The sequence below is a fragment of the Streptomyces sp. NPDC046900 genome (assembly GCF_040644975.1).
In the GTDB taxonomy this organism is placed as follows: Bacteria; Actinomycetota; Actinomycetes; order Streptomycetales; family Streptomycetaceae; genus Streptomyces.
The window spans coordinates 24,049-47,693 of record NZ_JBEYXD010000003.1 but is presented as its reverse complement, the minus strand read 5'-3'; the positions used below and the strand labels follow the sequence as shown (position 1 = coordinate 47,693).

Annotated in this window: 19 protein-coding genes; 11 read left to right on the top strand and 8 right to left on the bottom strand. The window is 72.7% G+C overall.

Translation table 11 applies throughout. The features are described 5' to 3' along the window. Positions 1–16: 16 nt before the first annotated feature. From ABZ904_RS04280 to ABZ904_RS04260, 5 genes are all read right to left on the bottom strand, one after another. On the bottom strand, positions 17–1,312 hold the full coding sequence (locus ABZ904_RS04280) for an RNA polymerase sigma factor (protein WP_359403674.1): 1,296 nt from the start codon (positions 1,310–1,312) through the stop codon (positions 17–19). Positions 1,313–1,566: 254 nt separating this feature from the next. Beyond that, positions 1,567–3,474, bottom strand: a complete 1,908-nt coding sequence (gene dnaG, locus ABZ904_RS04275) for a DNA primase (protein WP_360996639.1) — start codon at positions 3,472–3,474, stop codon at positions 1,567–1,569. A gap of 82 nt (positions 3,475–3,556) precedes the next feature. Beyond that, a complete protein-coding gene (locus tag ABZ904_RS04270; RefSeq protein ID WP_359403668.1) occupies positions 3,557–4,822 on the bottom strand; it encodes an FAD-dependent oxidoreductase in 1,266 nt (421 codons plus the stop codon). A 104-nt stretch (positions 4,823–4,926) separates the two neighbouring features. After that, positions 4,927–6,294, bottom strand: coding sequence for a deoxyguanosinetriphosphate triphosphohydrolase (locus ABZ904_RS04265; RefSeq protein WP_359403665.1), 1,368 nt, complete (start codon positions 6,292–6,294; stop codon positions 4,927–4,929). A gap of 195 nt (positions 6,295–6,489) precedes the next feature. Continuing rightward, positions 6,490–7,392: a sirohydrochlorin chelatase gene (locus ABZ904_RS04260; RefSeq protein WP_360996633.1), complete on the bottom strand. Its 903-nt coding sequence runs from the start codon at positions 7,390–7,392 to the stop codon at positions 6,490–6,492. 240 nt (positions 7,393–7,632) lie between these two features. On the opposite strand from ABZ904_RS04260, the gene ABZ904_RS04255 reads away from it, so the two are divergent. Further along, positions 7,633–8,328 (top strand): ElyC/SanA/YdcF family protein, encoded by a 696-nt coding sequence (locus ABZ904_RS04255; protein ID WP_359403659.1) that lies wholly within the window; start codon positions 7,633–7,635, stop codon positions 8,326–8,328. A 122-nt stretch (positions 8,329–8,450) separates the two neighbouring features. Then, positions 8,451–10,592, top strand: coding sequence for a molybdopterin oxidoreductase family protein (locus ABZ904_RS04250; RefSeq protein WP_360996630.1), 2,142 nt, complete (start codon positions 8,451–8,453; stop codon positions 10,590–10,592). Between the two features lies 1 nt (position 10,593). Here the strand turns inward: ABZ904_RS04250 and ABZ904_RS04245 are convergent, their stop codons facing one another. After that, positions 10,594–11,481 (bottom strand): protocatechuate dioxygenase, encoded by an 888-nt coding sequence (locus ABZ904_RS04245; protein WP_361821035.1) that lies wholly within the window; start codon positions 11,479–11,481, stop codon positions 10,594–10,596. A gap of 194 nt (positions 11,482–11,675) precedes the next feature. Then, positions 11,676–12,086, bottom strand: a complete 411-nt coding sequence (locus tag ABZ904_RS04240) for a gamma-glutamylcyclotransferase family protein (protein WP_361821032.1) — start codon at positions 12,084–12,086, stop codon at positions 11,676–11,678. A 216-nt stretch (positions 12,087–12,302) separates the two neighbouring features. On the opposite strand from ABZ904_RS04240, the gene ABZ904_RS04235 reads away from it, so the two are divergent. The 4 genes from ABZ904_RS04235 to ABZ904_RS04220 all read left to right on the top strand — a co-directional run bounded on the left by ABZ904_RS04235 (position 12,303) and on the right by ABZ904_RS04220 (position 16,877). Then, entirely contained in the window at positions 12,303–13,952 is a 1,650-nt protein-coding gene (locus ABZ904_RS04235) for a M4 family metallopeptidase (protein WP_359403646.1), read from the top strand. A 97-nt stretch (positions 13,953–14,049) separates the two neighbouring features. Then, positions 14,050–14,940 (top strand): aminoglycoside phosphotransferase family protein, encoded by an 891-nt coding sequence (locus ABZ904_RS04230; RefSeq protein WP_360996622.1) that lies wholly within the window; start codon positions 14,050–14,052, stop codon positions 14,938–14,940. Between the two features lie 252 nt (positions 14,941–15,192). Then, the gene (locus tag ABZ904_RS04225; protein WP_359403640.1) at positions 15,193–15,612 is read left to right on the top strand and encodes a YciI family protein; all 420 of its coding nucleotides are present in this window, start codon (positions 15,193–15,195) and stop codon (positions 15,610–15,612) included. Then, on the top strand, positions 15,609–16,877 hold the full coding sequence (locus tag ABZ904_RS04220; protein ID WP_360996619.1) for a sigma-70 family RNA polymerase sigma factor: 1,269 nt from the start codon (positions 15,609–15,611) through the stop codon (positions 16,875–16,877). Before ABZ904_RS04225 ends, ABZ904_RS04220 begins: the two co-directional genes overlap by 4 nt. 51 nt (positions 16,878–16,928) lie before the next feature. Here ABZ904_RS04220 and ABZ904_RS04215 read toward each other — a convergent pair whose 3' ends face one another. Beyond that, positions 16,929–17,528: an NAD(P)H-dependent oxidoreductase gene (locus ABZ904_RS04215; RefSeq protein ID WP_359403634.1), complete on the bottom strand. Its 600-nt coding sequence runs from the start codon at positions 17,526–17,528 to the stop codon at positions 16,929–16,931. A 359-nt stretch (positions 17,529–17,887) separates the two neighbouring features. Here ABZ904_RS04215 and ABZ904_RS04210 point away from each other — a divergent pair, with 359 nt between their 5' ends. The 5 genes from ABZ904_RS04210 to nirD all read left to right on the top strand — a co-directional run bounded on the left by ABZ904_RS04210 (position 17,888) and on the right by nirD (position 23,530). Further along, entirely contained in the window at positions 17,888–18,412 is a 525-nt protein-coding gene (locus ABZ904_RS04210; RefSeq protein ID WP_360996616.1) for a hypothetical protein, read from the top strand. A 112-nt stretch (positions 18,413–18,524) separates the two neighbouring features. After that, the gene (locus ABZ904_RS04205) at positions 18,525–19,160 is read left to right on the top strand and encodes a class F sortase (protein WP_360996613.1); all 636 of its coding nucleotides are present in this window, start codon (positions 18,525–18,527) and stop codon (positions 19,158–19,160) included. Between the two features lie 193 nt (positions 19,161–19,353). After that, on the top strand, positions 19,354–20,586 hold the full coding sequence (locus ABZ904_RS04200) for an FAD-dependent oxidoreductase (RefSeq protein WP_361821026.1): 1,233 nt from the start codon (positions 19,354–19,356) through the stop codon (positions 20,584–20,586). Next, positions 20,586–23,180, top strand: coding sequence for a nitrite reductase large subunit NirB (nirB, locus tag ABZ904_RS04195; RefSeq protein WP_361821024.1), 2,595 nt, complete (start codon positions 20,586–20,588; stop codon positions 23,178–23,180). The genes ABZ904_RS04200 and nirB overlap by 1 nt, the downstream gene beginning before the upstream one ends. After that, positions 23,177–23,530 carry a nitrite reductase small subunit NirD gene (gene nirD / locus ABZ904_RS04190; protein WP_360996606.1) on the top strand — a complete coding sequence of 118 codons (354 nt, stop codon included), beginning with the start codon at positions 23,177–23,179 and terminating at the stop codon, positions 23,528–23,530. Before nirB ends, nirD begins: the two co-directional genes overlap by 4 nt. Positions 23,531–23,645: the final 115 nt, after the last annotated feature.

The window sequence follows — 23,645 nt, the reverse complement described above, 5'->3', positions numbered from 1 at the left end:
GCGAGCGGCCCCCTTTTCAGTCCAGGTAGCCCCTCAACTGGTCCGCGAACGCGTGGTCCCGGAGCTTGTTCAGGGTCTTGGACTCGATCTGGCGGATGCGTTCACGCGTCACGCCGAAGATGCGGCCTATCTCCTCGAGGGTGCGGGGACGGCCGTCGGCGAGGCCGTACCGGAGCTGTACGACCTTCCTCTCCCGTTCGCCGAGAGTGGAGAGAACCGCTTCCAGGTGCTCCCTGAGCAGCAGGAACGCCGCGGACTCGACCGGGCTCGCGGCGTCGCCGTCCTCGATGAGGTCGCCGAGGGCCACGTCGTCCTCCTCGCCCACGGGGGCGTGCAGCGAGACGGGTTCCTGGGCGAGCCGCAGCACCTCGCTGACGCGCTCGCTGGGCAGCTCCAGATGGGCGGCGACCTCTTCCGGCGTCGGCTCGTAGCCGCGCTCCTGGAGCATACGGCGCTGGACGCGGACGACGCGGTTGATCAGTTCGACCACGTGGACCGGGACGCGGATGGTGCGGGCCTGGTCGGCCAGGGCCCGGGACATGGCCTGACGGATCCACCAGGTCGCGTACGTCGAGAACTTGTAGCCGCGGGCGTAGTCGAACTTCTCGACGGCCCTGATCAGGCCGAGGTTCCCCTCCTGCACGAGGTCCAGCATGGTCAGTCCGCGGCCGACGTACCGCTTGGCGACGGAGACGACGAGCCGCAGGTTGGCCTCGATGAGCCGGCGCTTGGCCATCCGGCCCATGACCACCAGCCGGTCCAGGTCCAGGGCGAGCCGGGTGTCCAGGTCCGGGGTGTTGACCAGCTTCTCCTCGGCGAACAGGCCGGCTTCGACACGGCGGGCGAGTTCCACCTCCTCGGCGGCCGTGAGCAGGGGGATGCGGCCGATCTCGCGCAGATACTGGCGGAACAGGTCCGAGGAGGGGCTGCCGCTTGTCTCCGCGGGGGCGCGCAGCGGTTCGACGGGCTCGGGCTCCTCGGTGGCCTCACCCGCGGGCGGCTCGTCGAGTTCGGGCGGGTCCTGGGGCTCGGCCTCCGTCCCGGGGTCCTGCGCGAGCCCGTTGTGCGTGGACACCGTCGTGAGGACGCCGGTATCCATGCCCGGCTCGTCGCTGACGACGTCGGTCTGTGTGAGGGTCTGGGTCTGCACCGGGGCGACCTCCAGGAATGTCGCTGCTGAGACATGCGGCAGCGGTATGTCGGGGATGGGTCCGGTGGTTCGCCCGCCGGCCATCCCGTAGTCGATGAGCGGAACCGCGGGGATGCCGGACCCGCTGTGGGCGGGTCGGCCGCGCTCCGAGGACTCAGGCACCGGAACCCAGTGTGGAGTACGACACATCGCTCCCACGAGGGGCGTGCGTCCACTTTTTGAGTCCGGTGCGTGACCGGGCGGTTACTCAGTTCGTTCGACCATCTGACCGGAGGACCGGGACCATAGGGGAAGGGCCGATCGGGCTGGACGGGGAACATGAGCGAGAACGAGGAGCTGCGACGTCGCCTCGAGGCACTCGAGGCGCGCGTGGACGAGGTCGTGGAGCAGCAGGCCACGCCCCTGCGCGGCGGCGCTCACAGCGCGGCCGCCCCGCGTTCGCGCAGCGCCTGGTCGTACTGCTGCAGGACCCACAGCTCGTTCTGCACGGCGGAGAGGTGGGCCGGGTCCGCGTGGGAGCCGAGGCGGGTCAGGGTGCTCTGGATGTCGCGGACACGTCGCTCGACCGCACGGCGGCGGACCGTGACGAGCTGGGCTCCCGCGTAGGTGTCGTCCACCTCTTTGCGCAGCATGATGGCCTCGACCGCCAGCTCCGTCACCATGGCGCGGACCGTGTCGTCGGGGGCCGCCTCGCGAACCCGGACCAGGTACTCCTGCGGGTCCTGCGCACCGTACTCCGCGCCCCCCGCCTCCAGGATCGCCTGGCGCACCGCCGCGTACGGCGGTGCGGTGAACTCGTCCATCCCGTACGCGTCGAACGCCGGGGAGACCAACTCCGGCCGCTGGAGGGCGAGTTTGAGCAGCTCGCGCTCGGTCGCGAAGACCGGGTTGCGAAGGTTCAGTGCCGGGCCGGAGACCGTCGGGCGGGGAGCTGCCTGGTAGGGCTGCTGGGGGTGGCGGCCGGCGGGCGCGGGTCCCCTGCCGCCCCGGTCGCGTGCCCAACGGGCCAGTTGCGCCACCCGCTTGACCACGAACTGGGTGTCGAGGATGCCGAGCATGCCGGCGAGCTGGACCGCGACCTCGTGCTGGGCGCCGCTGTTCTTGATGCGGGCGACGATGGGGGCCGCCTCGTCAAGGGCTGCGGCGCGGCCGGCGGGGGTGTCGAGGTCGTACCGTACGACGATCTGGCGGAGCGCGAACTCGAAGAGCGGAGTGCGGGGTTCGACCAGGTCGGATACGGCCTCGTCGCCCTTCGCCAGGCGCAGCTCGCAGGGGTCCATGCCGTCCGGCGCGATCGCGATGTACGTCTCGGCGGCGAACTTCTGGTCGTCCTCGAAGGCGCGCAGTGCAGCCTTCTGTCCGGCCGCGTCACCGTCGAAGGTGAAGATCACCCGCGCCGAGCCGTTGTCCATCAGCAGCCGTCGCAGGATCTTGATGTGCTCGCCGCCGAAGGCCGTGCCGCAGGTCGCGATGGCCGTGGTGACTCCCGCGAGATGGCAGGCCATGACGTCCGTGTACCCCTCGACGACCACCGCCCGGCTCGACTTCGCGATGTCCTTCTTCGCCAGGTCGATGCCGTACAGGACCTGTGATTTCCGGTAGATGGCCGTATCGGGCGTGTTGAGGTACTTCGGCCCGTTGTCCGCCTCGTACAGCTTTCGTGCGCCGAAGCCCACCACGTCGCCGCCGATGTCGCGGATCGGCCACATCAGCCGGCCCCGGAAGCGGTCGATGGGGCCGCGGCGGCCCTCCTGGGAGAGACCGGACAGCAGCAGTTCCTTGTCGCTGAAGCCCTTGCCGCGCAGAAAGCGGGTGAGGTGGTCCCAGCCCTGGGGGCTGTAGCCGACGCCGAAGTGGAGCGCGGCGGCCTGGTCGAAGCCGCGCTCGGCCAGGAACTTCCGCCCCGTCTCCGCCTCGGGGCCGGAGCCGAGCTGCTCCGCGTACCACTCGGCGGCCAGCTTGTGGGCCTCGACCAGGCGGATGCGCTCACCGCGCTGATGGGTCGGGTTGTACCCGCCCTCCTCGTACCGCAGCGTGATGCCCGTCCGGGCGGCGAGGCGCTCGACGGCCTCGGAGAACGAGAGGTGGTCGACCTTCATCACGAACGTGATGGTGTCGCCGCCCTCCTGGCAGCCGAAGCAGTGGAACAGGCCCTTGCTCGGGCTGACCTGGAAGGACGGGGACTTCTCGTCGTGGAACGGGCACAGGCCCTTGAGGTTGCCGCCCCCCGCGTTGCGCAGCTGGAGGTATTCGGACACGACGGAGTCGATCGGGACCGCGTCCCGTACCGCCTTCACGTCCTCGTCGTTGATCCGTCCTGCCACGAGGAGATTCTACGGTGGCGCACCGACAGCCACGGGGCTCGTGCGGCGCCCCGGCGAAGACGCGGGGCGCACGCGCGGGCACCTAGGCGGACAGGCTCTCCAGCGGCACTCCGGGGTCCGCCAGCGCCTCCGGGCTCACCACGGTCCTGGCCCGGATCAGGTCCTGGATGCGGTCTGTGACGTCCCACACATTCACGTTCATACCGGCCAGCACCCTCCCTTCCTTCAGCCAGAAGGCGATGAAGTGCCGCTTTCCGGCGTCGCCCCGGATCACCACCTCGTCGTACGACCCCGGCGGCGCCCACCCCGAGTACTCCATCCCGAGGTCGTACTGGTCGGAGAAGAAGTAGGGCACGCGGTCGTACGTGATGTCCTTGCCCAGCATGGACCGGGCGGCCGCAGGGCCACCGTTGAGGGCGTTGGCCCAGTGCTCGACCCGCAGCCGGGTGCCGAACAGCTCGTGCCGGAAGGACGCCACGTCCCCCGCCGCGTAGATGTGCGGGTCGGAGGTGCGCAACCCCGCGTCCACCGCGACGCCGCCCCCTTGCGCGCGGTCGGCCAGCTCCAGCCCCGCCGACTCCGCCAGGGCGACCCGCGGCGCCGCGCCGATGGCGGCGAGCACGTCGTGCGCGGGGTGCTCGTCGCCGTCGTCGGTGCGGGCGGCCAGCACCATGCCGTCCTGGCCGACGATCTCGGTGAGCCGTACGCCGAAGCGGAAGCGGACGCCGTGCTCGCGGTGCACTTCGGCGAAGAGGTTGCCCAGCTCGGGGCCGAGGACCGCGTGCAGCGGGGTCGGCTCGGCCTCCACGACGGTCACCTCGGCGCCGTACTCGCGGGCCGCCGCCGCGACCTCCAGGCCGATCCAGCCGGCGCCCGCGATCACGAGGTGGCCGTTGTCCCGGCCGAGCGAGGCGAGGACGCCCTTGAGCCGCTCGGCGTGGGCGAGCCGGCGCAGATGGTGGACGCCGGCGAGATCGGTGCCCGGGATGTCGAGGCGCCGGGGCTCGGCTCCGGTCGCGAGCAGCAGCTTGTCGTAGCGGACGAGGGTGCCGTCGTCACCGAACCGGACCGTCCTGGCCTCGCGGTCGAGGGCGACGACGGTCTGGCCGAGGTGCAGCTCGATGTCGTTCTGCGCGTACCAGGCGGGCTTGTGGACGAAGACGCTGTCTCGTTCCTCCTTGCCCAGGAGGTACCCCTTGGAGAGCGGGGGCCGCTCGTAGGGGTGGTCGCGTTCGTCGCAGATCAGTATCACCCGGCCGGTGAAACCCTCCGCGCGGAGTGTCTCGGCCGCTTTCGCACCGGCGAGACCTCCCCCCACGATGACGAACGTCTGATCCGCGTCGACCACTTGATGCCTCCTCTTAAGGATGTCGCCATATGCGAGCCTCTCGCATGGAGCGTGGTGCGGGAAGAGGGAGTGCCCCGATCAGGCCGGGTCAGGTCACCTTCGGCTCATGTCCGCCGGGTCAGCCGTGCGTGCAGGGAGCGCGCCGAGGCGTCCGTGAGCGAGGCGATCTGGTCGACGATCACCCGTTTGCGGGCGCGGTCGTCGGCCGCCTCGGCGAACAGGGCCCGGAACTGCGGGTCGAGTCCTTCGGGGGCCCGGGCGGTGAGCGCCTCGGCCAGCTCGGCGACCACGACCCGCTGGTCGGCGCGGAGCCGCTCCTGCTCGGCGCGCTGCATCACGTACCGGTCGGCGACCGCCTTGAGGACCGCGCACTCCATGCGGGCGCCGTCCGGTACGACGAGTTCGGCGGCGTACCGCGTGAGGCGCCCGCTGCCGTAGGCCGCCCGGGTGGCGCCCTCCGCGGCCAGGCAGAAGCGGCCGATGAGCTGGCTGGTGGCGTCCTTCAGCCGGGCCTGGGCGACCGCGGAGCCGTCGTAGCCGCGCGGCCACCACTCCTGGGTGAGGAGCCGGTCGAGGGCCTCGGCCAGTTGCTCGGGGTCGGTGTCCGCCGGCACGTACCGCCCGAGGGCGACCGCGAACACCGCCTGCCGCTCCGGCTCGGCGTGCAGGCAGCCGGGGTCGATATGGCCGGCGTGCAGGCCGTCCTCGAAGTCGTGCACCGAGTAGGCCACGTCGTCGGACCAGTCCATGACCTGGGCCTCGAAACAGGTGCGGTGGCCGGGGGCGCCCTTGCGGACCCAGTCGAAGACGGGGCGGTCGTCCTCGTAGACGCCGAACTTCCGGGACGTGGGATCGGTGGGGTGGGCGCCGCGCGGCCAGGGGTACTTGGTGGCGGCGTCGAGGACGGCCCGCGTCAGGTTGAGGCCCACGCTGACGAGTTCACCGGTGTCGGCCCCCACGAAACGCTTGGGCTCGATGCGGGCGAGCAGCCGCAGGGACTGGGCGTTGCCCTCGAAGCCGCCGCAGTCCTCCGCGAACTCGTTCAGCGCCTGCTCGCCGTTGTGCCCGAAAGGCGGGTGGCCGAGGTCGTGGGAGAGACAGGCCGCCTCGACGAGGTCGGGGTCGCAGCCGAGGGCGGCGCCGAGCTCACGGCCGACCTGGGCGCATTCCAGCGAGTGGGTGAGCCGGGTGCGGGGGCTGGCGTCCCAGGCGTCGGTACTGGTCTCGCCCGCGGCCGCGGAGCCGAGGGCCTGGGAGATGCCCGGGGCGACGACCTGTGTCTTGCCCGCGAGCCGGCGCAGCGCCGCCGAGTGCAGCACCCGCGCGCGGTCGCGCTGGAAGGCCGTGCGTCCCGGGCGTTTGTCTGGTTCGGGTGCCCAGCGCTCGACGGCCGCCGCGTCGTACGCCGAGCCGGCCGCGCCGTTCTCGTACCGCGCGCAAGTGTCGTAGGCCTTCGGTGCAGTCCCGTCCATGACCCGACAGTAATCGCAGCGGATGACAATCGGGATGCGGGCGTCCGTCTACCGGCGGGCCGTTTCGCGGGCGCACGGGTGAAGGGCGGCCTCGGGTTCTGCCGGGCGAACGCGGCCGGATTCGGGGCGGGAGAACCGAGGGTCGTGGGCGCGGACGGGCCCCGGAATCGGCCCGCCGGAGTGGAGCCGGTGGGTTCAGGCCGTGGCCAGCGCGGGCTCGGCGATCGGCTCGGCGGGCGCGAGTGCCTGGTCGTAGCGGTGCAGGACGAGCCGGGCCATCGCCGGGTGGGCGCCGAGCGGGGCCGCGGCGATCCCGGGGGCGGCCTCGGCGCACTCGGTGGCGAAGCGGCCGGGCGCGGCGAAGCAGGAGGCGACGGCGATCCGGTGACGACCGCGGGCGGCGAGCGCGCGCACCGCCTCGGACACGGTGGGCGCGGCGGCGGAGGCGTAGGCGGGGACGACGGGGACGTCCAGGCGTTCGGCGAGGAGCTCCGCGATGCGACGGGTGCCGCCGGCGGAGTCCCGGTCGCGGGAACCGGCGGCGGCGAGCACGACGGCGCTCGCCCGGCGCCGGCCGTCGCTGAGCGTGGTGCGCCAGCCCGCCTCGACGAGCCGGGCGTAGAGGGTCTCCACAAGGAGGGGGTGCGGTCCGAGCGGTGCGGCGATACGGATGTCCGTCCGCGCCGCCGCGACGGCTTCGGGGATGTCCCGCTTGACGTGGTGGCCGCGGCTGACGAGCAGCGGTACGAGGACGGCGCCGGGGTCGCCGAGCGCGGCGAGCGTGTCGGGCAGCAGGGGCTCGTTCAGCTCGATGTGCCCGAGGTGCACGGGCAGGTGGGGGCGCAGTTCGCGGACCCGTTCGGCGAGGGCGCGCACGGTGGACAGGGCGCGCGGGTCGCGGCTGCCGTGTGCCACGAGGACGAGCGCGGGCGGGGCCGGGCGCCGGGAGCCGTTCATGCTGACCAGGCCGAGCCGGCTGCCGAGCTGACTGGTGATCCGGTCCATCAGTTGCGCCGTGCTGTCGAGGTGGGCGCCCTGGAGCGGCCGGCCGCCGGGGCTGGGCTGGGACTCGTCTCGAGGAGGGTTCGACGCCGTCATGGACCGATCCTGACGGCAGCAGATTGCCGGGCTGTTGCACCACCGTGACCGCGCTGTTTTCCGGGACTTCACCTCGCGGGGGCGAACGGGGTGAGAAGCGCGGGGCCGTCCGCAGCCCCTCGCGGGGAGCGGGGCCGTCGACCGCGGGCCCGTCCTAGTCCGGCGCGAACCGGATCACCGTACGCTGCGTCCTCACTGGTGACACTGGTGAGAGCGAGCGACCCGGGGGGACGCGCTTCGATGGGCCTGCCGCGCCTGAGGATCCGCAGACCGAAGCTGCCGCGTACGCGTGCGGGACAGCGGCGGGCCGTACAGGGTCTTGTGCTGCTGTGTGTGCTGGCGCTGCTGCCGGCGACCTGGATGTTCCTGACCACGGGCAGCCGGCTGCGCACGACCGCGGATGTGCCCCGCACCGATGTGGCCGTCGTCTTCGGCGCCGGCCTGTGGGACGGCGAGCCGTCGCCGTACCTCGCCCACCGGCTCGACGCGGCCGCGCAGCTCTACCGGGCGGGCCGGATCAAGGTCGTCCTGGTCACCGGCGACAACAGCCGCGACGACTACGACGAGCCGGACGCCATGCGCGTCTATCTGACGAAGCACGGTGTACCGGGCGGCCGGGTCGTGCGCGACTACGCCGGGTTCGACACCTGGGACTCCTGCGTCCGGGCGAAGAAGATCTTCGGTGTGGACCGGGCGGTCCTGATCAGCCAGGGCTTCCACATCCGGCGCGCCGTCGCCCTGTGCCGGGCGGCGGGCGTGACGTCGTACGGCGTCGGCGTCGACGACAAGCACGACGCGACCTGGTACTACGGCGGCACCCGGGAGGTCCTCGCGGCGGGCAAGGCCGCCGTGGACGCGCTGTTCCAGCCGGACCCGACCTTCCTCGGCCCCAAGGAGCAGGGGGTCGTGAAGGCACTCGCCACGGCGCGGGGCTGAGGGCGCGGAGCACGGGCGGACGGGACCTCACCGCGCCGGGCGGCCCGCGGGGAGGCCGCCGTCCCGGCCGTGTAACCGGCGGCCGCCATGGCACGTAACACCGCCGACGCAGGCTGGGCGGTATGCGGAACACCTCGACGCCCACCCATTGCCCGTACTGCGCGCTCCAGTGCGGGATGAATCTCTCGCCCACCCCGACGGGAGGCGTCGAGGTGAGCGAGCGCGGGGACTTCCCGGTGAACCGGGGCGCGCTGTGCGGCAAGGGCCGGACGGCACCCGCGCTGCTGTCGTCGGGGGTCCGGCTGACCTCGCCATTGGTGCGCCGCGCAGGGGTCCTCAGGCCCGCCGGGTGGGAAGAGGCCCTGGACCGCGTCGCCGGGGAGCTCGCCCGGGCGCGGGCGGAGCACGGCCCGGACGCGCTCGGGGTGTTCGGCGGGGGCGGCCTGACCAACGAGAAGGCGTACGCGCTCGGGAAGTTCGCCCGGGTGGTCCTCGGCACCTCGCAGATCGACTACAACGGGCGGTTCTGCATGTCGTCGGCGGCGGCCGCGGGCGTACGGGCGTTCGGCCTGGACCGGGGGCTGCCGTTTCCGCTGGAGGACGTGCCGCGCACCGGATGCGTGATCCTCGTCGGCTCCAACCTGGCGGAGACGATGCCGCCCGCGCTGCGGTATCTGACGGAACTGAAGGAGAACGGCGGCAGGTTGATCGTCGTCGACCCGCGCCGTACCCGGACGGCCGAGCAGGCGGACCTGCATCTGGCGCCCCGCCCGGGCACGGATCTGGCGCTGGCGCTCGGTCTGCTGCACCTGATCGTGGCCGAGGGGCGCACGGACGAGGCGTACATAAGGGAGCGCACCAGCGGCTGGGAGGAGGCGCGGGCCGCGGCGATGGCGCACTGGCCGGAGTACGTCGAGCGGATCACCGGGGTGTCCGTGCCGGAACTCCGGGCGGCGGTACGGCTGTTCTGCGACCCGAAGGCCGCGATGGTGCTCACCGCACGCGGACCCGAGCAGCAGTCCAAGGGTACGGACACGGTGGGTGCCTGGATCGACCTGTGCCTGGCGACCGGCCGCGCGGGCCGACCGCTGTCCGGCTTCGGCTGCCTGACCGGCCAGGGCAACGGGCAGGGCGGCCGCGAGCACGGCCAGAAGGCGGACCAGTTGCCCGGCTACCGCAATCTGACGGACCCCGCGGCGCGGCGCCATGTCGCCCGGGTGTGGGGGGTGGACCCGGACGCGCTGCCGGGCCCGGGCCGCAGCGCCTACGAACTCCTCGACGCGCTGGGCACGGACGTCCGCACGCTGCTGCTGATGGGGTCCAACCCGGTGGTGTCGGCACCGCGCGCGGCGCACATCGAGGACCGGCTGCGCTCACTGGACTTCCTCGCCGTGTGCGACGTGGTCCGCTCCGAGACGGCGGAACTGGCCGACGTGGTCCTGCCGGTCACGCAGTGGGCGGAGGAGACGGGCACCACGACCAGCCTGGAGGGCAGGGTCCTGCTGCGCCGCCGGGCGCTCGCCCCGCCGCCCGGAGTCCGCAGCGATCTGGAGGTCCTGCACGAACTGGCCGCCCGGCTGGGCATGGAGAAGGGCTTCCCCACGGACCCGGAGGAGGTCTTCGGCGAACTGCGCCGCGCGAGTGCGGGCGGTCCGGCTGACTACTCCGGGATCACCTACCGGAGACTGGCCGAGGAGAACGGTGTGTTCTGGCCGTGCCCGGCGCCGGCCGCCGGGGAGGACGTACTCCCGGACGATTCCGGGCTCGACGGGCCACCGGTGGCCGTTCACCCCGGTACCCCCCGCCTCTTCCTCGACCGTTTCGCCACCGGCGACGGGCGGGCGCGGTTCGCCGCCGTGTCGTACCGTCCCGCCGCCGAGGAGCCCGACGACGACTATCCGGTACTGCTGACCACCGGCCGGGTCGTCGCCCAGTACCAGTCGGGGGCGCAGACGCGGCGCGTGGAGGAGCTGAACGCCGCCGCGCCGGGCCCGTATGTGGAGATGCATCCCCGGCTGGCCGAGCGGCTCGGCGCGGCGGACGGGGAGGCGGTGGCCGTGGTGTCACGACGGGGCCGGGCCGTCGCGCCCGCGCGGATCAGCCGTGCCATCCGGCCCGACACCGTCTTCATGCCTTTCCACTGGCCGGGCGAGGGCCGCGCCAACACGCTGACCAACCCGGCGCTCGACCCCACCTCCCGGATGCCGGAGTTCAAGGTGTGCGCGGTACGGCTGGAGCGGGTGACCGGCGACCCCGGAGAGTGACTCAGGGAGTGGGCGTCCGTGAGGCGCTCGCCGCGCTGTCCGGTGGCGGGGTGCTCGTTGTCGCTCCGCCGGACGGCACGCCCGGCTGCGGTGCCCCGGACGTCCCGCCGGACGATCGGGACTCCGGGAGCGGGGAGCCGTCGCCGCCCGTGCTCTCCCCTGTGTTCTCCCGCGTGGGATCGATCCCGACGGTCAGCGTCGCCAGCAGCCCCTTGTCCGCGTCCCCGGTGACGTGCATCAGCCCGTCCCTCGTGCCGCCTCCGACGTACACCGGGTCCTGAGCGAGCCGGGTGCGCGTGCCGGTGTGCCGGGTGTAGGGGGCTCTCGCGCCGACCTCGTCGGAGTACCGGTCCGCGAAGAAGAGCTGGCCGGTCCAGTTGACCCTGCCGCCCGCGTAGGTGCCGCCGGTCGCCCTGCCTCCGGTGTGCACCCTGACGTGGATGTGCGGGGCCCGCCGCGCGTACCAGCCGGGGAAGACGGTCGCGAACTCGGCGGTCCCGCCGGCGTCGGTCGTCTGGAAGCCCCGCAGATACGTCCGTGGGTTTCGCGCCGCTGTTGTCGCTGCCCGCGGCGGGCGCGGTGCCGCCCGGCCGCGCGGTCGGGTAGCCGGAGTAGTAGCCCAGGCGTCGCAGTGCCAGACCTCCACGGCGGCGTCTTTCAGGAGCGCACACGCGTGCGGCTCGTCGCGCACGGTCAGCCGCAGCGTGAGCGGGACGCCCTTCTTGCCCTCGGTGATGTCCCTGCGGAACGGGGCGCCGGCGAGGTGGTAGGGCCCCACGGTGACGCTCGGGTTGAGGACGCACAGTCCGTCGCCGGGAGCGGGGCTCGGCGCCTTGCCGGGACCGGGGCCCCGGGAGACCTGGGACGGGGAGGAGCACGAACTGAGCACGGGCCCCAGGACGGCACCCACGGCGCGCCGCCCAGCGCGAGCGCCCGCCGCCGGGTGAAGTCGCTTTCGCTCATGGCCCGGACCCTAGGCGCAGTGGCCCGGCGGCAGGAGGGGGCACACGGGGCGGTCGCCCGCACGAGCGATGCGGTCCCGCCCTCTTATCCGGCTCACTCGAAAGCCGGACATCCCGGGTCTCAGCGGCGCGCCGACCAGTCCCCGCTCTCGATGGGCCTGCCGTGCGCGCGCAGCCGTACGGCGACCGCGGGCCCCGCGACATAGACCCAGGCGTGCACGGTCCTGCCGTCGGCGGCCGTGACGTCCCGGCGCACCCGCTCGTACAGGGTGTGGGGATCGCCCGGCACGTACTCCTCCAGCCGGTCGAGGGCGGCGCGCAGTTCGCCGTACGCCTCGGGCAGCGCGGTGACGATCTCACCGGTGACCGTGCCCCCGTCCTGCTCCACCGCGTACGGGTATCCGGGGCCGTCGTACAGCACGGCGCCGGGCAGCAGGCCGGGCTCCTCGCGACGGGTACGGCCGCGCAGGAAGAGGTCGTGGTTGTGCTCGCCGGGGCGCAGCGTCCCGTACACGAAGAACGGCAGTCTCACGCGTCCGCTCCCTCGTCCGTCCTGTCGGCCGCAACCATGCGTCGTCTCACCTTCGCACCTCTGACCGCGCCTGCCGAAACGATCCTCACCCCCCACACACATCTCCCCGACCGCGCTATGGACATGACATGTCATGAACCCTTAAATCAGGGGAACGCCTGAGGTCCCCGCCTCCGGCCCCCCTATGCGCCCCCACGCGCCTTCCCGAGGAGACCGATGAGTCGGATACGGCACATCCGAGGTTCCCGTCTCACCGCGGCCGGTACCGCCGCGACCACCGCCGCCCTGCTGGCCGCCGCTCTCGCCCCCGCCCCCACCGCCGGCGCCACCGACAGACCCAGCCGGGCCACCGCGATCGACAACGCCGCCGCGGCACTGGTGCACCAGGCCACGCGCCTGGGCCTGACCCCGGCACAGGGCACGAGCGTACGCGACGTCGTCGTGGACGCCGACGGCAGCCAGCATGTGCGCTACGACCGTACGTACCGTCAACTCCGCGTCCTCGGCGGCGACTTCGTCGTCCACATGAGCCCGAACGGCTCCTACCGCAGCTCGGACCGGGCCACGAAGCGTGCCATCACCGTGCCGACGACCACTCCCTCCGTCAAGGCTCCCGAGGCGGCCGACCTGGCGACCACCGCGCTGCGGGCCGCGAACGCCGGCGAGCTGCTGAAGAAGGTGACCGCCAAGCCGCAGCTCGTCGTCGACGCGCTGCACGGGGCGCCGCGGCTCGCCTGGCGCACCGACGTCGTGGGCCAGGACTCGCTCGGCAACCCGGTCGCCCGCACGGTCCTCACGGACGCCCGCACCGGGAAGCAGATCGACGCGTGGGACAGCATCGAGACGGCGAGCGGCGACGGGCAGTCCCTCTACAGCGGCACGGTCGGTCTTGAGACGACGCAGTCCGGGTCGACGTACCAGCTCAAGGACCCGACCCGGGGCAACACCTACACCGGCGACGCCGCGAACAAGACGGACCTGTGCTTCCTCGGGATCTGCTTCAGCCGTGCGCCCGCCACCCTGTTCACCGACTCCGACAACCACTGGGGCACGGGCACGGCCTCGGACCGCTCCTCGGCGGCGGTGGACGCGCAGTACGGCACCGACGAGACCTGGGACTACTACAAGAACGTCCACGGCCGCAACGGCATCGCGGGCGACGGCAAGGGCTCGTACAACCGCGTGCACTACGGCACCAACTACAACAACGCCTTCTGGGACGACAGCTGCTTCTGCATGACGTACGGCGACGGCGACGGGACGACCTTCGGCCCGCTGGTGGCGCTGGACGTGGCGGGCCACGAGATGTCGCACGGCGTGACGTCGAAGACGGCGGCGCTGACGTACTCGGGCGAGTCGGGCGGCCTGAACGAGGCGACCTCGGACATCTTCGGGACCCTGGTGGAGTGGTACGCCAACAACTCCTCCGACCCCGGTGACTATCTCATCGGCGAGAAGATCGTCCGCTCGGGCTTCGGCAAGTCGGCGCTCAGGTACATGGACAAGCCGTCGAAGGACGGGAACTCGGCGGACTGCTGGAGCTCGTCGGTCGGGAACCTCGACGTCCACTACTCCTCGGGCGTGGCCAACCACTTCGCGTACCTGCTGGCGGAAGGCAGCGGCGCGAAGACCCTCAACGGTGTCTCCTACGACTCCCCCACCTGCAACGGCTCCACGGTGACGGGCATCGGCCGCGACAAGCTCGGCAAGATCTGGTACCGGGCCCTGACGGTCTACATGACGTCCTCGACGAACTACGCGGGGGCGCGCACGGCCACGCTGAACGCGGCCAAGGACCTCTACGGCGCGGGCAGCACCGAGTACAACGCGGTGGCGGCGGCGTGGAGCGCGGTCAACGTGAGTTGATCGCCGCCGTGCCGCGGCGGGCGTAAATCCGTGGCGGGCCGGGTCCCGGTGCGTCTACGCTCCGGCACCCGACCCGCCCACGGCCTCACGGAGACCCATGCCCGCCGCGAAGATGCACGCCGACGAACTCGACGTCGACAGCGCCCTGGTGCGCCGGCTGATCGCGGAGCAGTTCCCGCGGTGGGCGGGGCTGCCCCTCGCCGACGTCCCGTCCGCCGGGACCGACAACGCCATGTTCCGGCTGGGCGACGACATGGTCGTACGGCTGCCGCGCCGCCCGGGCGCGGCCGGGCAGGTGGCCAAGGAGCAACGCTGGCTCCCGCTGCTCGCCCCGCACCTCCCGCTGCCGGTCCCGGTGCCGCTCGGCCGGGGCGAGCCGGGGCCGGGGTACGGGCAGCCCTGGTCGGTGCTGCGCTGGCTGGACGGCGAGAACGCCTACGACGCGCCCCTCGTCGATCTCACCTCGGCAGCCGAGGAGTTGGGCCGCTTCGTGGCGGCGCTGCGCAAGGCCGACGCGACCGGCGGCCCGGCCTCCTGGCGCGGCGGCCCGGTCGGGGCGAACGACGCACACGTCCGCGCCGCGATCCGCGATCTGGGCGCCGAAGGCCGGGTGGACGCGGCCGCGGCGACCGCGCTGTGGGAAGAGGTCCTCCGGCTCCCCCAGTGGGACGGTGATCCCGTGTGGCTGCACGGCGACCTCCTGCCCGGGAATCTGCTGACCGGGGCCGGCCGGCTCACCGGGGTGATCGACTTCGGCGGCCTGGGCGTGGGCGATCCGGCGGCCGACACCCTGGCCGCGTGGGCTGTCTTCACGACCGGCACCCGCGAGGCGTTCCGCGAGGCGGCCGAGTGCGAGGACGCGACGTGGGCGCGGGGACGGGGGTGGGCCCTGTGCTTCGGGCTGACGGCGGAGCACTACTACCTGCAGACGAACGCGGTCCTGGCGGCGGTGGGCCACCGGACCGTGGCGGAGGCGCTCGCGGGCTGAGGGGCTCGCGGACGGGCGCCGGCGGAGCAACGGGCGCTTCGGACACAGCGGTCCTCCGGGACCCCCGCACCGCCACCGCCCTGCCCGACCAGAACGGCCGACTGCTCCTTCGCACGAATCCGCGCAGGTCAGCGGCGGATCCGGAGATGCCCGGAAAAAACTTCCGGCGCGGTGTCGAGAAAGCGTCGACGGCTCCGACGTCCCCTGTGAAAGTTGCCCACAAGGGGCGGCACGCACCCAGGGAGCGGAATCATGAAGTATCTGGTGATGGTCCAGGGCTCACAAGCCGACTACTACGCGATGCAGGGGAAGGGCTCCGAGCACAGCCCGGTCTGGAGCGAGAAGGACCTGCAGACGATGTTCTCCTTCATGCAGGCCGTCAACGACGACCTCGCCGAGTCCGGTGAACTGGTCGACGCCCAGGGGCTGGTCGAACCCGCGCAGACCCGCTTCGTGCGGGCGGACAAGGACGGCCGCCCGGTGATCTCGGACGGCCCCTACGGCGAGACGAAGGAAGTGCTCGCCGGGTACTGGGTGCTGGACTGCGAGAGCCTGGAGCGGGTCACGGAGATCGCGGCCCGCGTCGCCCGGTGCCCGGTCCCGGAGGGCTCGCCCGACCACCCGGTCGTCATCCGCCCCATTCAGGAGAGCGGCGGCGATCTGTGCCCGTGACAGGCACGAGCGAGGTCGAGGACCTGCTGCGGCTGCACGCACCGCAGGTCCTCGGCGCGCTGGTGCGCCGCTACGGGCACTTCGGCCCGGCCGAGGACTCCGTACAGGAGGCACTGCTCGCCGCCGCGCAACAGTGGCCCAGGACCGGCGTACCGGACAATCCGCGCGGCTGGCTGATCAAGGTGGCCTCGCGCCGCCTCACCGACCAGCTGCGCAGCGACGAGGCGCGGCGCCGGCGCGAGGAGACGGCGGCGCAGCTGACACCGCGGGACGCCTTCACGGCGCCTGGGCCCGGTGAGAGCCGCGCCCCGTCCGACGACGACACTCTGACGCTGCTCTTCCTGTGTTGTCATCCCGCCCTGACGCCGGGCGCGCAGATCGCACTCACCCTGCGGGCCGTCGGCGGTCTGACGACGGCCGAGATCGCCCGTGCGCTGCTGCTGCCCGAGGCGACGGCCGCGCAGCGGATCAGCCGGGCGAAGGCGAAGATCAAGGACGTGCCGTTCCGTCAGCCGCGCTCCGAGGACCGCGACCAGCGGCTGGCGGCCGTGCTCCAGGTGCTCTATCTGATCTTCAACGAGGGCTATACGGCGACCTCCGGAGCCGCTCTGCAGCGCGCGGACCTCGCACATGAGGCGATCCGGCTGACCCGTGCCGTGCGGCGACTGCTGCCGCGGGAGGGCACGGTCACCGGGCTGCTGGCCCTGATGCTGCTCACCGAGGCGCGCAGCGCGGCCCGCAGCGGTCCCCACGGCGAGCTGATCCCGCTCGACGAGCAGGACCGCGCACGCTGGGACCGCAAGGCGATCGCCGAGGGCACGGCGCTCGTGGAGGAGGCGCTCTCCGAAGGCCCGGCCGGCGCCTATCAGCTGCAAGCGGCCATCGCCGCCCTGCACGACGAGGCGGAGCGGGCGCAGGACACCGACTGGCCGCAGATCCTCGCTCTGTACGACCTTCTCGTGGCCCGTACCCCCGAGCCCATGGCGGCGCTGGGGCGGGCGGTGGCGGTCGCGATGGTGGAGGGCCCGAAGGCCGGGCTGGCCGAAGTGGCTCGACAAGAGGACCGGCTGACCGGCCATCACCGGCTCGACGCCGTACGCGCCCACCTGCTGGAGAAGGCGGGGGACCGGGAGGGCGCCAGGGCCGCGTACCAGCGGGCCGCGCGGCACACCCTCAGCATCCCCGAGACCCGCTATCTCCAGATGCGGGCGGCACGGCTGGGACCCGGCGCCGAGGACACGGACAGGACACCGCCCGGCAGTTGACCGACGCGCTGCCCATCGACCGAACCGCCTCCCGGCGCCCAGTGCGCCGGACTACCCCGCGTACGGCCGCGCCCGCTTCGCCTCCCGCAACGCCCCGGCCCACCAGACGAGTTGATCCAGCATCACCTTGGCGGCCGCATCGGGACCCGTGGTGTCACGCGGCCGGCCCTCCTCGTCGAAGGCGGCGCCGCCGCCGTGGAACGACACCGTGTCCCGCATGGTGACCGCGTGGAGTTCGGCGAAGACCTGGCGCAGGTGTTCCACCGCGCGCAGGCCGCCCGAGACGCCGCCGTACGAGACGAGGGCGACCGGTTTGGCCCGCCATTCGGTGTAGTGCCAGTCGATCAGGTTCTTCAGGCCCGCCGGGAAGGAGTGGTTGTACTCAGGCGTGAGGACGACGAACGCTTCGGCGCCGCCCAGCTTCGGGGTGACCTCGGCGAGCGCGGCCGTCGCCCGGGGGGACGGGGCCAGCGTCGCGGGCAGCTCGGCCTCGGCCACGTCCACGACGTCGAGTACGAGGTCGTCGCGTTCGCGGATCCGGCCGAGCAGCCACTCGGCGACGACGGGAGCGAAGCGGCCCTGGCGGTTGCTGCCGATCACGACGGTGACGCGGACAGGCGCGGAAGTGGGGACATCTGTGATGGTGTTCATGAAGCACAGCCTCATACCTCAACCAATCTTGAGGTCAAGCGCGCACCTCCGGGTCGCGGCCGGGCCGGCCCGCGCGCCGTCACCGCGCAGCGCGTCTCACTCTCCGTCACCCGTTTCGCAGCCGCGTCTGGGCCCTTCGGGTGTTCTGTCGCGACCCCCTGCCGTATGCCCACTGACCTGCCCGAATGCCGCCTCCTCCAACCGGTGGGGCTGTCGACCTGACACTCGTTCATCGTATTTCTGACACATCGTCAGAAGGCGGCCCGGGCCTACAGCCCTTTTCCTCGAGAGTGCAGGGCACGACCTACGCAGCGGCACACTGGGGGTGCCGCGGGCCGTGTCCCCGGAGGAGCACCGCCATGCGACGAACGGCCCGCCTGATCACCGGTCCTGTGCTCGCCGTCGCCGCCGTGGCGCTGGCCGCCGGAACCGCGTACGGCAGTGACGCCCGAAAGCTGGAGGTCTTCCCCACGACCGTGGTCCCCGGAGCCGACGTGACCGTCAACACGGCGGCGTGCGGCCCGGACGGCTCGGCCGCCGGGGACGCCACCGCGGTCGGCGCCGGCGTCTTCACCCTGGCGCCCAGCACGCACAAGCAGGACGCGATCGGACGGTTCCGGGTGCCGCCGAGCGCACAGCCGGGCACGTACGAGATCGTCGCGAAGTGCGCCGGCGCCCGGCACGACACCGTGGCGGGGGACCTGATCGTCTCCATGACCGCGGCCAAGAACCCGGCGCTTCCGAAAGGAAGCGTGCAGACAGGGGTCGGGGGCGCACTCGGCCCCGACCCCGTGCGGTCCGCGGCCGGCGTGGCGGCGCTGGCTCTCGCGGCCGCCGGCGGTACCTGGCTCCTGCATCGACGGGCGAGAGCCGACAGGATGTGACGGACATTCCGCGCTGTCCGTCCGCCGGTACCGCCCCCCGCTCCCCCTCCGGGTCCGATGCCCCTCGCGGCCCGGAGGGGGCTCTTGATCCCGTATCCGATGGGAGTTTCATGTGAACAAGGTCGGCACGTCCGGCTCGGTCGGGGACGCCGCCATAGCATCCGTCACGATAGCCGCCCTGTGCTCCGGTGTGTGGCTGCTGCACAGCGCCGAGAGCCAGGCACCACCGCAGCCGTCGGCCGCGCAGGCGGCCGCGGTCACGGACAGCGTGAAGCCCGGCTCGCCCCCGTTGCCGCCCTCGCCACCGGACCGCATACGCATACCGTCGATCCGCGTCGACGCCCCTCTCACCGGACTAGGGCTGACCGACACGGGCCGCCTCAAGCCCCCGCCCGCGACGGACAAGAACCTCGCCGGCTGGTACCGGGGCGGCGCAACCCCCGGAGAGTCGGGCACCGCGATCGTCGCCGGTCATGTCGACGACGCGACGGGCCCGGCCGTCTTCTACGCCCTCGGCGCGGTGAAGAAGGGCAGCACGATCGAGGTGCACCGGCGCAACGGCTCGACGGCCGTCTTCTCCGTCTACGGGGTCCAGGTCTTCTCGGACAAGAACTTCCCCGACCACACGGTGTACGGGACGGCGCACCGCCCCGAGCTGCGGGTGATCACCTGCGGTGGCGGCTACTCACGCGGGACGGGCTACCGGGGAAACGTGGTCGTCTTCGCACGCCTCACGGCCGCCCGCTGATCGGCCCTGCCGCCCACGGCCCGCCCGAAGGCGCGCGACCGGCGCCGGGTGACTGCCCGACGGGACCTCACCACCAGCGGACACCGCGGCACCGCACCCTCACAGCCGCGCCCCGCCCACGCTGAGGGCAGCGTTCCTCACGGGAAACGGCCGTGATGCGGCCGGGTAACGTCGGCACCGCACGCTGCGGTGCATGACCTCGGACACGCGTGTGGTGGTGATCGGCGCCGGACTCGCGGGCACCCGTCTCGCCCGGCGGCTCGGCGAGCTCGGCACGCCCGCCCTGCTCGTCGGCGAGGAAGAGCACGCCCCCTACAACCGCGTCCTGCTCGCCGACGTCCTGGCCGGCCGCTACGCGCCCGAGGTGATCTCCCTGCCGGCACCGGAGCACCTCGTCCGCGCCCGGGTCGTCCGGATCGACCGCGCGCGCCGCGAGCTGCACTGCGCCGACGGCTCGGTGATCGCCTACGGCACGCTCGTCCTCGCCACCGGCTCCAACCCCGTGCTCCCGCCCCTGCGCGGCCTGCTCGACAGCGACAGGCAGGAACTTCCCGCGGGCGTGCACGCGTTCCGCACCCTGGACGACTGCCTGCGGCTCACCGGGGCGGTACGCGAAGGGGTGCGCGCCGTCGTCGTCGGTGGCGGACTGCTCGGCGTCTCCGCGGCCCGCGCGCTCGCCGTCCGCGGCGCCCATGTCGTCCTCGCCCAGCAGGCCGAACGCCTGATGGAGCGTCAGCTCGACCCCCCGGCCTCCCGGCTGCTGCACCGCCACCTGAGCGACCTCGGCGTGGAGATCCACACCGAGACGCGGGTCCGAGGCGTCCGCACGCTCGGCGGGGCGGTCCGCTCCGTGGAGATGGCCGACGGCTATGCCCTCGGCACCGATCTCGTGGTCCTGGCCTGCGGCGTCCGCCCGCGGGTGGGCCTGGCCCAGGAGGCGGGACTGGCCGTCCACAAGGGCATCCTCGTCGACGACGAACTGCGCACCTCGGACCCGCACATCCGGGCCATCGGCGACTGCGTCGAGCACGCCGGCACGGTGTACGGGCTGGCCGCCCCGGCCCTCGAACAGGCTGAAGTCCTCGCCGGACTGATCGCGCCCGGGACCGGCCTGCCGGGCGGCCCGGCCGCCCGCTACACCGGCACCCGCGCCCTGACCCGGCTCACCCTTTCCGGTTCTGCCGTCCTCGACCTCGCCGCCTTCGGCGAGACGGACCCGGAACCGGGCGACGACACGGTCCAGCTCGCCGACGCCGTCAGCGGCACCTACCGCAAGGTCGTCGTCCGCGACGGCCGTCTCGTCGGCGGGGTGCTCGTCGGTGCACTCGGCACCGTCGGCGCACTCGCCCGCGCCTGGGAGGAGGCCGAGCCGCTCCCGGCCGACGCCCCCCTGCTCCACCTGCTCACCAACGACGGAGGCTCCTGATGTCCACGGCCACCCCCACCCTCGTGCTCGTCGGCCACGGCATGGTCGGCCAGCGCTTCCTCGAAGCGCTGGCCGAGCGCGGACTGACCGCCACGCACCGCGTGGTCGTGCTGTGCGAGGAGCCGCGCCCCGCCTACGACCGGGTCCGGCTCACCTCGTACTTCTCGGGCACCACACCCGAGGAACTGTCCCTGACCGACCGGGAGTTCATCGAGCGGCACGGGATCGAGCTGCACCTCGGCGACCCGGCCCTGACGATCGACCGGGACGCGCGGACGGTCACCGCCCAATCCGGGCTCACCGTCGCTTACGACACCCTCGTCCTCGCCACCGGCTCCTATCCCTTCGTCCCACCGGTCCCCGGCAAGGACGCGGAGGGCTGCTTCGTCTACCGCACCATCGAGGATCTGCTGGAGATCGAGGAGTACGCCCGGACGAGGGCGGTCACCGGGGCCGTGGTCGGCGGCGGGCTGCTCGGTCTGGAGGCGGCCGGCGCACTCAAGGGCCTGGGCCTGGCCACCCACATCGTGGAGTTCGCGCCGCGCCTGATGCCGGCGCAGGTCGACGAGGGCGGCGGCGCCGCGCTCCTGCGGACCGTCGAGGGGCTGGGCCTGACCGTGCACACCGGCACGGGCACCCAGGAGATCGTCGCCGGTGCGGACGGCCGGGTGACGGCCATGAAGCTGTCCGACGGCTCCGTACTCGACACCGACATGGTCGTGTTCTCGGCCGGGGTCCGCCCCCGCGACCAGCTCGCCCGTGACTGCGGGCTCGTGGTCGGCGAGCGCGGCGGCATCGCCGTGGACCAGCAGTGCCGCACGGTGTCCGATCCACGGCTGTTCGCGATCGGCGAGTGCGCGCTGGCCGCGGACGGCCGGGTGTACGGGCTGGTCGCGCCGGGGTACGAGATGGCCGGGACGGCCGCCGCGGCGATCGCCGACGAGGCGGAGAAGGCGTCGTTCACCGGCGCCGACCTGTCGACCAAGCTCAAGCTGCTGGGCGTCGACGTGGCGTCCTTCGGCGACGCGCACGGCACCACCGCGGACTGCCTCGACGTCGTCTACGCGGACTCACGCTCGGGCACGTACAAGAAGCTGGTCATCGGCCGTGACGGGGAACTGCTCGGCGGCATCCTGGTCGGCGACGCGGAGGCGTACGGCACCCTGCGCGCCCTCACCGGGTCCGTACCGCCCGTCGCCCCCGAGCAGCTGGTGCTGCCCGCGGGGTCCGGCGCCCCGGTCCAGCTCGGCCCGTCCGCGCTGCCCGACGAGGCCGTCGTCTGCTCCTGCCACAACGTCACCAAGGGCACGATCCGCGGCGCGGTCACCGAGCACCGCTGCTCGACCGTGCCCGAGGTGAAGAAGTGCACCAAGGCCGGTACGGGCTGCGGCAGTTGCGAGAAGGTGCTCGGCCGGCTCGTCGCGGACGAGCTGGCGGCGAGCGGCGTCGTGGCCGACAAGGGGCTGTGCGGCTGCTTCCCGCAGACCCGCGAGGAGCTCTACGAGATCGTCCTCGCGCTGCGCATCTCCTCCTATCAGCAGCTCCTCGACCGCTACGGGCGCGAGGGCGCGCGCGGCGGCGACGGCTGCGAGACCTGCAAGCCGGCCATCGCCTCGGTCGTCGCCTCGCTGGCCCCGGCGATCGGCGCCGACGGCCATGTACTGGACGGCGAACAGGCGGCCCTGCAGGACACCAACGACCACTTCCTCGCCAACCTGCAGAAGAACGGCTCGTACTCGATCGTGCCGCGCATCCCCGGTGGTGAGATCACCCCGGAGAAGCTGATCGTGATCGGTGAGATCGCCCGCGACTTCGGCCTCTACACGAAGATCACCGGGGGCCAGCGGATCGACATGTTCGGCGCGCGGGTGGAGCAACTGCCGCTGATCTGGACCCGGCTGGTAAACGCGGGCTTCGAGTCGGGGCACGCGTACGGAAAGGCCCTGCGTACGGTGAAGTCGTGCGTGGGCCGGACCTGGTGCCGCTACGGCGTCCAGGACTCCGTGCGCATGGCGATCGACCTGGAGCTGCGCTACCGGGGCCTGAGGTCCCCGCACAAGCTGAAGTCGGCGGTCTCGGGGTGTGCCCGCGAGTGCGCGGAGGCCCGGTCGAAGGACTTCGGCGTGATCGCGACGGCGAAGGGCTGGAACCTCTACGTCGGCGGCAACGGCGGTGCCACCCCGCGGCACGCGGACCTGCTGGCCCAGGACCTGTCCGACGCCGAACTGGTCCGCCTGATCGACCGCTTCCTGATGTTCTACATCCGCACGGCCGACCGCCTGGAGCGCACCTCGGTGTGGCTGGAGCGTATCCCCGGCGGCCTGGACCACGTACGGGACGTGGTGGTCCAGGACTCCCTCGGCATCTGTGAGGAACTCGAGTCGCTGATGGCGGCACATGTGGCGAACTACCGCGACGAGTGGGCGCAGACCCTCGACGACCCGGAGCGGCTGGCCCGTTTCGTGTCCTTCGTGAACGCCCCCGGCACCCCCGACCCGGTGGTCGGCTTCGTGCCCGAGCGCGACCAGATCAAGCCCGACCTGCCGTTGCTGACGCTCGGCACCCGCCCCCTGGAAGGAAGCGCGCAACGATGACTCCGGCACCCGGCACGCGAGGCCCCGAGGTCCGGCTCCACCTCGACCACGACCGCTGGCTCACCGTCTGCGACCTGGGCCTGCTGGTTGCGGGCCGCGGGGTGGCGGCACTGCTGCCCGACGGCCGCCAGGCGGCGGTCTTCCGCGACCGCGCGGGCCGGCTGTACGGCATCGACAACCGCGACCCCTTCAGCGGCGCCGCCGTCCTCTCCCGCGGCCTGACGGGCACTCACGAGGGCCGCACGTTCGTCGCGTCCCCCTTGCTGAAGCAGCGCTTCGATCTCACGTCGGGCCAGTGCCTGGACGACGACAAGGTGCGCGTGGCGGTGTACGAGGTACGCAGCGCCTGACCGCCGGGCGGCGTCCCCGCACAGGGTGCGCACTCGGCTCTCTGAACTGCGTGTCCGGGGCCACGAAGCCCCGCGCGGAGGAGTGAGAACACATGAGAGCTGAGCGCGTTGCCGA

Excerpts from the sequence above, each read along its gene's own strand:
- ABZ904_RS04260 (WP_360996633.1), bottom strand. The coding sequence starts at position 7,392 with ATGACGGCGTCGAACCCTCCTCGAGACGAGTCCCAGCCCAGCCCCGGC.
- ABZ904_RS04200 (WP_361821026.1), top strand. The coding sequence starts at position 19,354 with ATGACCTCGGACACGCGTGTGGTGGTGATCGGCGCCGGACTCGCGGGC.
- ABZ904_RS04235 (WP_359403646.1), top strand. The coding sequence starts at position 12,303 with ATGAGTCGGATACGGCACATCCGAGGTTCCCGTCTCACCGCGGCCGGT.
- ABZ904_RS04230 (WP_360996622.1), top strand. The coding sequence starts at position 14,050 with ATGCCCGCCGCGAAGATGCACGCCGACGAACTCGACGTCGACAGCGCC.
- ABZ904_RS04255 (WP_359403659.1), top strand. The coding sequence starts at position 7,633 with ATGGGCCTGCCGCGCCTGAGGATCCGCAGACCGAAGCTGCCGCGTACG.
- ABZ904_RS04210 (WP_360996616.1), top strand. The coding sequence starts at position 17,888 with ATGCGACGAACGGCCCGCCTGATCACCGGTCCTGTGCTCGCCGTCGCC.
- ABZ904_RS04265 (WP_359403665.1), bottom strand. The coding sequence starts at position 6,294 with ATGGACGGGACTGCACCGAAGGCCTACGACACTTGCGCGCGGTACGAG.
- ABZ904_RS04250 (WP_360996630.1), top strand. The coding sequence starts at position 8,451 with ATGCGGAACACCTCGACGCCCACCCATTGCCCGTACTGCGCGCTCCAG.
- ABZ904_RS04225 (WP_359403640.1), top strand. The coding sequence starts at position 15,193 with ATGAAGTATCTGGTGATGGTCCAGGGCTCACAAGCCGACTACTACGCG.
- ABZ904_RS04215 (WP_359403634.1), bottom strand. The coding sequence starts at position 17,528 with ATGAACACCATCACAGATGTCCCCACTTCCGCGCCTGTCCGCGTCACC.
- nirB (WP_361821024.1), top strand. The coding sequence starts at position 20,586 with ATGTCCACGGCCACCCCCACCCTCGTGCTCGTCGGCCACGGCATGGTC.
- nirD (WP_360996606.1), top strand. The coding sequence starts at position 23,177 with ATGACTCCGGCACCCGGCACGCGAGGCCCCGAGGTCCGGCTCCACCTC.